The sequence below is a fragment of the Flavobacterium flevense genome (genome assembly GCF_900142775.1).
Lineage (GTDB): Bacteria > Bacteroidota > Bacteroidia > Flavobacteriales > Flavobacteriaceae > Flavobacterium > Flavobacterium flevense.
In genome coordinates, this window is record NZ_FRCC01000022.1 from 1 (window position 1) to 9,607 (window position 9,607).

General features: G+C 37.1%; 11 protein-coding genes. 2 read left to right on the plus strand and 9 right to left on the minus strand.

The window, feature by feature from the left end:
• Positions 1-35: 35 nt before the first annotated feature.
• Genes traN through BUB89_RS17630 form a run of 9 tightly spaced genes read right to left on the minus strand, consistent with a single transcriptional unit; the run spans position 36 to position 8,017 of the window.
• Positions 36-929, minus strand: coding sequence for a conjugative transposon protein TraN (traN, locus tag BUB89_RS17590; protein WP_234982692.1), 894 nt, complete (start codon positions 927-929; stop codon positions 36-38).
• A gap of 40 nt (positions 930-969) precedes the next feature.
• A complete protein-coding gene (gene traM / locus BUB89_RS17595; RefSeq protein WP_073247521.1) occupies positions 970-2,289 on the minus strand; it encodes a conjugative transposon protein TraM in 1,320 nt (439 codons plus the stop codon).
• A 5-nt stretch (positions 2,290-2,294) separates the two neighbouring features.
• Positions 2,295-2,543 carry a nitrogen regulatory IIA protein gene (locus BUB89_RS17600; RefSeq protein ID WP_234982693.1) on the minus strand — a complete coding sequence of 83 codons (249 nt, stop codon included), beginning with the start codon at positions 2,541-2,543 and terminating at the stop codon, positions 2,295-2,297.
• A gap of 32 nt (positions 2,544-2,575) precedes the next feature.
• Positions 2,576-3,199, minus strand: coding sequence for a conjugative transposon protein TraK (gene traK, locus BUB89_RS17605; RefSeq protein ID WP_073247523.1), 624 nt, complete (start codon positions 3,197-3,199; stop codon positions 2,576-2,578).
• A 20-nt stretch (positions 3,200-3,219) separates the two neighbouring features.
• Positions 3,220-4,212 carry a conjugative transposon protein TraJ gene (traJ, locus tag BUB89_RS17610; protein WP_073247524.1) on the minus strand — a complete coding sequence of 331 codons (993 nt, stop codon included), beginning with the start codon at positions 4,210-4,212 and terminating at the stop codon, positions 3,220-3,222.
• Between the two features lie 2 nt (positions 4,213-4,214).
• The gene (locus BUB89_RS17615) at positions 4,215-4,847 is read right to left on the minus strand and encodes a DUF4141 domain-containing protein (protein WP_073247525.1); all 633 of its coding nucleotides are present in this window, start codon (positions 4,845-4,847) and stop codon (positions 4,215-4,217) included.
• A gap of 25 nt (positions 4,848-4,872) precedes the next feature.
• Complete coding sequence (locus BUB89_RS17620; protein WP_073247526.1) at positions 4,873-7,371, minus strand: TraG family conjugative transposon ATPase; 2,499 nt, start codon at positions 7,369-7,371, stop codon at positions 4,873-4,875.
• Positions 7,368-7,700, minus strand: a complete 333-nt coding sequence (locus BUB89_RS17625; RefSeq protein WP_073247527.1) for a DUF4133 domain-containing protein — start codon at positions 7,698-7,700, stop codon at positions 7,368-7,370. The genes BUB89_RS17620 and BUB89_RS17625 overlap by 4 nt, the downstream gene beginning before the upstream one ends.
• An 11-nt stretch (positions 7,701-7,711) precedes the next feature.
• Positions 7,712-8,017 carry a DUF4134 domain-containing protein gene (locus BUB89_RS17630; RefSeq protein WP_026713463.1) on the minus strand — a complete coding sequence of 102 codons (306 nt, stop codon included), beginning with the start codon at positions 8,015-8,017 and terminating at the stop codon, positions 7,712-7,714.
• 275 nt (positions 8,018-8,292) lie between these two features.
• Here BUB89_RS17630 and BUB89_RS17635 point away from each other — a divergent pair, with 275 nt between their 5' ends.
• The gene (locus tag BUB89_RS17635) at positions 8,293-8,814 is read left to right on the plus strand and encodes a hypothetical protein (protein WP_073247528.1); all 522 of its coding nucleotides are present in this window, start codon (positions 8,293-8,295) and stop codon (positions 8,812-8,814) included.
• On the plus strand, positions 8,807-9,496 hold the full coding sequence (locus tag BUB89_RS17640) for a nucleotidyl transferase AbiEii/AbiGii toxin family protein (RefSeq protein ID WP_073247529.1): 690 nt from the start codon (positions 8,807-8,809) through the stop codon (positions 9,494-9,496). Before BUB89_RS17635 ends, BUB89_RS17640 begins: the two co-directional genes overlap by 8 nt.
• The last annotated feature ends 111 nt before the right edge of the window (positions 9,497-9,607 follow it).

Below are 9,607 nucleotides of genomic sequence, written 5' to 3' on the forward strand. Positions count from 1 at the left end.
GGTGAAACTGCCCCTTTTTATGTTTTTTATTAAAATCAATTAATCTTTAACTTCATATCCTTGATAAGCTTTGCTTTAACCAAATCAGAATTTTCTATTTCTAATTGCTGATGTCTGCCACCATTTTTTTCGAAAATTTCTATAAGGAGTACTTTATCATTGGCGATAGTAAATAGATCCAACAGAAATACATTTCGCTCTACAGTATTACCTGAAATTTCGTCTAACTGCTTGTATATTCGTAAAGGAGTTATCGTCCTTTCTTGTATCACAGTACGTTTAGCGAGCTTTTTATCGACTACTTTGAAATCAATAAAATCAATTCGGAACGGCACATTGGTAAGATTACGAACCTCGGTATGGAAATAGAATTTATTGTTGTGGATATAGATTCCTTTTAATAAAAATTGAATTCCAAAACTCTTAGTCTCAATATTTTTTATGAGTTGTTTGTCTGTTTTATAAATCGTTTCCATCAACTCACCTACTAATGATGGAGCATTTTTTCCTAATTCCTCAAAAAGAACATCATTACCATTCTCCCTACTTATCCCCTTTTGCATTTCCAAAAGATTGTAATTCAGAGTAACTGGAAAAGAGTTGAAAAGCACATTGAAATTATAAAAACGTCCATCTTCGGTAATTACAGAAAAATTAGTTTCTTCATCAAAATCGCGAACAGCTGCCTTTACTCGTAATACATTTTCTGCATCTTCCGCTTTGGCTGCAACCAAATAATCACTTCCCAAATCCACGTAGCGGATAGCAGCAGGAAATATCAAGTGCGAAGTTTTACTGTAAGTTACTTCTATCCAGTAGGGTTCAATTTTTCCCAAATCCAACTTTGCGATATTGTGAACAGTCTGTTGTGCCTGAAATGGCATCGCATAACCTACTACTAAGACCAATACTATTAGTATATTTTTCATTGTTGTTTTCATAATGTATAAAGTTTAAAGAGTTGAATATTTATTTTTTAGAAACAAGAAATACTTGATGTCCTGCTTTCAGTGTTACTTTTGGAGTTCTCATTTTTTTAGAAAAATATCCAGAAACGCCCTGTACAAGTCCACGGCTCAAATCTCCTGCTATTTGTTGTCCGGCAGAATTTGTCATCATAATACTGCTTCCTGAAGTCTGTCCCATATTAGCAGCCATTTCTTTGAAAGCACTCATTTCGGGAGAATAAGGTACAAACAAACCTTCTTGCCCATCCAGTCCATACACTATAATGTCAACTGGAATAATATCGCCTTGCTGTTCTATCGAAGTAATTTTCATTTGGACACGTCCTTGTTGGAATTTTGAATTTGCAGTCAATACTGTCCCTTGAGGAATAATATGATTTCCTATTTTGGCTGATTCTAATAAACGTAAACGAACACTACTTTCTTCAATTACCAACTGTGTTTGTTGAACAACAGCACGGATACTATTTTTGGGCTGTATTTGCTCTTCCATTTTCCCTACAGTATAAAATCCACGGTTGTGATTTTCACTCCAATTAACTATAAACGTACTATCAGGGAGTACTCGCTGTAAAGAAGAAACCACATTCTTATAGGCAGGAACAAATGCAACAAAAGATTCTTTTTGGTTCGATGAACCTGAAACAGCTGTGGTTGCTCCTTGTGGCTGTTTCCCTGAAACCGTATTTGTTGGAAGATATTTCGCAGCCATCTGATAGGATTTCTCCATCAATTCCAATTGGCTTTCCATAGGATCAATGGGTGTCTCATTCTTTTTAGCCAGTTGTTCTTTTAGTTCATCCAGTTGTTTTCGCAATTGCAATGTTTCGGAATTATCACTCTGATAAAAATTACCTAAGGTATTCTGCGCATTGCGATAACTGTCTAAGGAGGGATTCGTGTTTCTTCCTATATCATTAGATACTTCATTCTCATCTTCCAAAAGAACTGGAGTTGTACTATCTATATCGTCTTCTTTCCAGTAATCAGAAAGAGATAGTAGTGAATTTTGTTTTTCCAGATTCGTCTGCTCCAATATTGCCTCTTCATAGGCTTTTTGCTTATCATTCTGCAAACCGTTATCAGTAGCCTGAGGGACTGAATCATTGAGACCAATATCTTCTGCCTTTTTACTGTTCTCGGATGGTTTAAATATCAAATACATACATCCCAGAAATACAATACCCATCAGCCCAAAAATTATTGGCTTTTTCCGTTTTTCAACTTTGTTCTCTGTACTTTCTTGAAGTACATCTGGAGTTTCTTTTAAACTACCATCCATAACAAAGACCATATTCTTTTTGTTTTCATTCTCTTTCATATCTTTTATTTTTTTATGATTTTTAACAATGAATCCTGCATCGATATAGCGGATTCTTTCTTTTTAATAACAGGATTTTCAATATGCTCGATAGCCAGACTATGATTGGTTTCTCCTGTATCATACCAAACCTTTAGAATAATAGCTATAGTAAGAATCAGATAACCTAGGAAACAATACAAGAGGTACTTGTACTGTTGCTGCACAGGAAGTGCTCGCCATTGCATATCTAACTTATTAAACCAAGTATCCATGCTTACTCTTAGTTTTTTCATCTTAGCTGTTTTTAACGTTCAATAATTTCGATATCGTTATTGGCTATTACATTGAACTTTTCTATGTTGAAGCCTTGTGGATTGTTATCCGAACGAACTGAATTCACTAGGTAGCATGATGTGACTAGATTACGCTTGGTTACATTACTGGATCTAATAATAAACTGCTTAGAATAAGTTCTTACAGCATAGGGATAGTTATCGAAGTTGCACACCACACTATCTACTTCAATACGCTGTTGCACATTCCCTGAAATAATACGATTGTAATATCCTTTTTCAGACAGGTCTTTGTAATAATCAAAAGCGCTTTTATCTGCGAGATTGAATGCTCTTTTCATATTGTTTTCGATAGCACTTTTGTCTGGTGCCAGGGTAAAGAAAAGTTCATGGAAACGGCGTATATGCTCACGAGCTTCAACGGGTCTATTGATGGAAGCATCCTGTGCAAGAGCCAACATTAGGGATTTACCATTGTCCAAAACATATATCTTTTGCCGTTGCAACTCTGCAAAACGGTAAGATTGCCATACGGCATATCCTGTTACTGCAATACATACTAATGCAAATACAATAGCATAAAGTCTGATTTGCTTGAAACTGTTTTCAATATTTCTTAATGTTCTAAATTCCATTTTACTGATGATTAATATTATTATTTCAATAACCTACCTCCTATGTTACCTACGACTGCTCCTGTACCAGCCCCTACGATATTTCCTGTTTTTGTGGTGGTTTGGTTTACATTTCGCATAAAATTACCTGCTCCCCCAGCCTGAATTATCCAACCCGTTACAGTAGGAATAGTGAAATATCCAATGATTCCAATGATCATAAAAATGATGTACACCGTATTGGATGAATCAGGAATGAAATTGGGATCTGACAAACTCTCGATATCCTTCTGAAGTATTAAGGATTGTATCTTGGACAACATCGCACTAAAAAGATCAGCAACAGGCAACCAGAGATACACACTGATGTATCGGGTTAACCATTGGGTTAGTGTGGACTGAAATCCATCCCATACTGAAATGGCAAAAGCTATCGGTCCTAATATGGACAAGACTATCAGGAAGAAAGTCCGTATCGTATCAATGACCAGCGCAGCAGCCTGAAACAGTATTTCCAAAAACTCCCGAAAACCATCACGAATTTCCTTTTTGACTCCGTACATTTCTCTTTCCATGTACATTCCAGACATGGTAACTAAATCTGAAGGTGACCAACCCAGTTCATCAAGTTTTTTATCGAACTCTTTATCCGAAACCAGATAAGCAGTTTCAGGGTTGCGAAGCATTGCTTCCCTTTCCAGTTGGCCTTTTTGCTGTTGCAAGGCATTCAAATCCAAAACTTGATTTTCTAAGATACTATGTGTTCCTTTTACCACAGGACTCAATACTGCATTGAGAGTACCTAACACCATAGTTGGAAAAAACATAATACAAAGTCCCAAAGCAAAAGGTCTGAGTAGCGGATAAACATCTATTGGTTCTGTACTGCTAAGTGCCTGCCATACCTTTAATGCTACATAAAATAAAGCTCCCAATCCCGCCAGACTTTTAGCCACTGCCGCCATATCAGCTGATAGTGGTATCATCTCATCATAGAGCGAGCGTAATACTTCATGAAGGTTACTAAATTCCATGATTACCAATATTTTTGGTCAGCAGTTCCATAAAGATCCAATACTTTTTTACTATTATTGGCTTTTTTAGCTCTGAGATAGCTGACAGAAATATTTTTGTTTGTGAAGTAACGAACAAGATTGTGGTACTCTTTTACTTCCTTATAAACACCGTCAATAATATCCATACGCTCTTTGTCATTCAAGGACAAACTGGAAGCATTTACAATTTGTTTAAGCTCTTTCAGAAGTGATACACTCTCATTCAATAAGACGGAGTATCCATTAGCAATTGCAGATAGCTCTTGAGCATTGAAATTAGGATCGTTCATCATTTTGCCAAAATTCTTTACATAAATCTCAGAAACATCCCCTACAAGTAGTACGGTCTGTTGTACTTTTCGGGCATCTTTTACCAGATTATTTACAGCCTTTAGCTTGTCATAATATTCTTTTCCCTGATTGTACACTTTTTGTACTTCCTTAAAGTTGTTAATCATATTGGTCGCTGTGGAAGAAGTCTGTACAATCTGTCTCGCTGTATTGACAATACTCTGAGACAAATTAGAAGGATCTGTTACCACCCATTGTGCCTTAGCAGACGGTATGACAGCAAATAGCAACGCTGTACACACCATGAACATTAACTTTTTCATTGTTTTTTAATTTTTAAAATGATTATTATTTGTTTTCTTTTTTCTGAAGGACTATCCGTTTGATAGCCTGTTCTACATTTCCATCGAGTTCTCCGGCAAGACGCATTACTTCCAACTTTTCGGTTTCTTCTGTGGTGTAAGCCAAATACTCCTCCAAACTCACTTCTGTGGCATATACTGCCGAATGTGTCCCTCCCAACCCTATCCAAACTTCTTTGTATAATCGTCTGGGATCGTTATTCATGTTGATGGAAAGTATTTGTGCTTTTTCTTTTTCAGTGAGACCTAGCATGGCTTGTATATCATCAAATTTGTTCATGTATTTACGCTGATCCAGCAGTATTTTACAATCCGAATTATTGATGATACTTTCCTTGACAATGGGTGACTGGATAATGTCATCCACTTCCTGGGTAACTACTATGGCTTCTCCAAAAAACTTCCTTACTGTTTTAAAAAGATATTTGATGTACTCGGCCATTCCTTCTTTGGCAATAGCTTTCCAGGCTTCTTCAATTAAGATTAGCTTCCGCACTCCTTTCAAACGACGCATTTTATTGATAAAAACCTCCATGATAATGATGGTTACAATTGGAAACAGAATTTTATGATCCTTAATAGCATCAATTTCAAATACAATAAATCGTTTGGAAAGCAAGTCGAGTTGCTTATCCGAATTCAGTAGATAATCGTATTCACCTCCTTTGTAATAGGGTTCTAATACGTTGAGAAAGTTGGCAAGGTCAAAGTCTTTTTCCCGCACCTGCTTTTCTTCCAATACCTTTCTGTAATCAACCTTCACGTATTCATAAAATCCATTGAAAGAAGGAGATTCATCCTCTTGTTTAATCCGTTCGATGTAACCACTCACGGCATTAGACAATGCCACTTCTTCAGAACGGGTTGGTGGTTCGTCGTCACGTTTCCATAAGGTTAATATCAACGTTTTGATACTTTCTCTTTTCTCTATGTCGAAAACACCATCATCGGTATAGAAAGGGTTAAAGGCTATTGGATTGTCTTCTGTATAAGTGAAATAAACTCCGTCCTCCCCTTTCGTTTTTCCTTTGATGAGTTCGCACAATCCCTGATAAGAATTCCCTGTATCCACCAATAGCACATGAGCACCTTGTTCATAATATTGTCTGACCATGTGATTGGTAAAAAACGACTTTCCTGAACCTGAAGGTCCGAGTATGAACTTGTTCCTATTTGTGATAATTCCACGCTTCATTGGCAAATCGGAGATATCCAAATGAATAGGTTTCCCTGTAAGCCGGTCAGCCATCTTAATCCCAAAAGGTGATGGCGAACTTTGATAGTTGGTTTCCTCTGTAAAAAAACACAGAGCGGGTTCTATGAAGGTATAAAAGCTTTCCTCACTCGGAAAATCTCCTGCATTCCCTGGCATTCCTGCCCAGTAAAGCGTGGCTACATCTGTAGTATTGTGCCTAGGCTTGCATTCCATCAGTGCCAAGGCACTACCTGTATCATTCTTTAATTGTTTTAGTTCAGCAGAATCTTCCGACCAAGCCATTACATTAAAATGAGCCCGAATAGAAGAAAGTCCAAAAGAATGTGCTTCGTTCAAATAGCGTTCTATCCATTCCTTATTGATTTGGTTCGCTCTGCTGTAACGTGCCAATGAGTGCATGTTTCTTGCTGATTTCTCAAACTTACGCAGGTTGTCTTCACTGTTATCCAGAAAAAGATACTGGTTGTAGATGTGATTACAGCTTAACAGCAATCCTACTGGAGCAGCAAAAGATAAAAGACAAGCACTTCTGTCGGTGGACAGTTTTTCATAACGAGTATCTGCCGAAACTGTTCCCGGTAAATTATCCGTATCTGACAAGGTATGGAGGCAAAGTCTTTTGTTTCCAATCCGAACTTCTTCTGCTCCCAAAGCAATGTCTTGCATTGGCGCTTCTGATTCCCTTGAAAGTGTCAGGTATTGTTCCAATATTCCTTGTTTGTCATCTGTTCCAACAATGTCCTCTTCACTTAATCGGTCCAGTTTGACAAGACCACTGTCATTTACTATTCGTTCAAATTGCGTTACTGCTTCCATAAAACGATGGATGGTCTCTTTATCTCTTATTTCTTTTGGAATAAGGACCCCTTTGCAAAGCGAAGAGAAATTGCTCTGCATTCGCATTCGCTCTTTCGTCGTTTTGGTTAGAAATAAATAGCAATAGTGATTCAGAAACGGACGCTCATTAAAATGTTGTTGGTAGGATTTTGCTAAAAAACTTAAATCTTCCTGAGCAATATCTGGAGCATAATTTTCCTTGATATACCAATCCTGCTTGTGTATCACCGTATAATCAGGTAAAGTCTTGATAGCCTTATACCAGGCGGAATGAATAGCTTCATATTCCGCGGAAGCAACCGTGAAAAGCTCTGGAAGTTCCACCCGAAAACAAGCGGTGATATCCGCATCCTTTGATATAATGCAATTATTTTCTACCGCTAACAATGGAAACTTACTTTCCAATGTAGTCGCTTTTGATTTATTCCTCATGCGTACTTGGTTTTTGTTTTAAACTTGAAATAACGGTGGATAGCCTTTCGGCAAATGATGTAATGAGGATGCCGTTTATGAGCACTTATTTTCACTAAGCCGTGTTCGCCATACTTTTTGTTCAAGGAGAAAGTCTGCCACACAATTAGAGAGCTTCCTCCTGTTCCAGTAAACAGACAGATAAAGGAATTGACTCCGACCATGTACAAAATCATTACCAGAATAAGAATCCCAAGCAATCCACCAGCGAAAATGAAAAGGTATTGTGCTTTCAAACCCTTAAATTCTACCGTCCTCCCTATGCCTTTGTTGATGTTGTAAGTACTCATCAGCCAAAAGATTAAAGGAAGAAGGAGCGTAAAATTGTAGCTGATACAATCAGGAAGATACAGGCTCCAAACCAGCTCGCTGCGGTCTTACTGGTATCGGGATCACCGCTACTGAATTTGTTGTACACTTTGACTCCTCCGATAAGACCAACTACTGCTCCGATGGCGTAGATAAGCTGTGTGGCAGGATCAAAATAAGAGGTTACCATTTGAGTCGCCTCATTGATTCCTGCAGCACCGTTTCCCTGTGCCATCACACTAAAAGCTGACAGCATGGACATAGCCATCAGCAAAACTTTCTTTTTTTGTTTTTCCATGATTAAAATGAATTAATTTGTTAGACATTCCTGCTCATTGCAAGATTTTGGAGCAAATGTCTTATGGAAATAGGAACCTATTAATGAGTTGTCCTTAAGTGGAGTTATTTGGCAGAAGAAGACGTGATAATTTACTTTTTGATAATAAAAAAACTCAATTTGAGCATGCAAATATTTCACATATTGCAAATCGCAATATGCAATATTACACAGCAAAAGATTGTTTATTATGAAATTTATAGCTAATATTGCATATCGCAATATGAAATATCAGAATGGCACAAGCAAAAAATAATCTCAAACCGCAAGACATTGTAATTTTGTTAAAAATAATTGCCCTAGGTGAAAAATCTTGGTTTCATCATACTATTGCTCAGGAATTAGGCATGAGTCAATCGGAAGTAAGCCAGTCTTTAAATCGCTCCAAATATGCAGGACTAATTGATGATGCCAGAAAAAAAGTAAACAAAATTGCCTTTAATGAATTTTTAATTCATGGTGTAGGCTATGCTTTTCCGCAACAACCAGGAGCATTAGTCAGAGGAATTTTAACAGCTCATTCAGCGGAACCTTTAAATAAAATCATTCAAGCAACTGATAAATATGTTTGGCCGTATGCAAAAGGATTAGACCGTGGACAGGCAATAGAACCTTTATACCCTACTCTCGTAGCAGCTTCATTAAACGATAAGGATTTATATGAATTATTAACTTTAGTGGATGCCATTAGAGTGGGAAGAGTAAGAGAAAAAGAAATGGCAAAACGAGAATTAGAAAAAAGAATACTAAATGCATAATAAAATAATCAATCTGGCATTAGTAGCTCAAGTGGCGAAAGGTTTAAAGGAATTAAATGATAAAATGGTCTTCATTGGAGGAGCAGTAATTAGTTTATATACTGATGACCCAGCTGCAGAAGAAATTCGTCCTACTTCTGATATAGACATGACCATTAATTTAGCTAATTATTATGAATGGACACAAATGCAGGAACGATTAGCTGAACTTAATTTCTATCCGGATCCTCAAGGACAATCCATCTGTTCTTATCAGTTTGAAAATATTGCAATAGACATTATGCCTGCTGACGACAGTAGTATTGGAATATCAAATAAATGGTACAAACCTGGATTCAAATACCTCCAACAAATAGAATTACCAGAAGGAATTAAGATAAACGTATTACCCTCTCCTTATTTCTTGGCTACCAAATTAGAAGCATTTAAAGACCGGGGACAAAATGACTTTTACGGAAGCCACGACTACGAAGACATCATCTATCTAATTGACAACAGAACAACCATAGTCGAAGAAATACTAGCGAGTGAAGCCGGTTTGAAACAATACATCAAGCAAGAACTTACAGCCATTAAAAACCACCCTCAAGCAAACGAAATTTTAGCTATGCACATCCATCCGCTAATTAGAGAAGAACGGTTTCAAATGTTGATGGAGAAAATTGAGAAAATAACAAAATAGAAGTTTTTCACTATTGTGGAAAAACCGGTCAAATTGACCACCACTTTCCAATGTAAATTGACCACCAGTTCCGGAGCAAACTGACCACCACTTTCCAATTCAAATTGACCA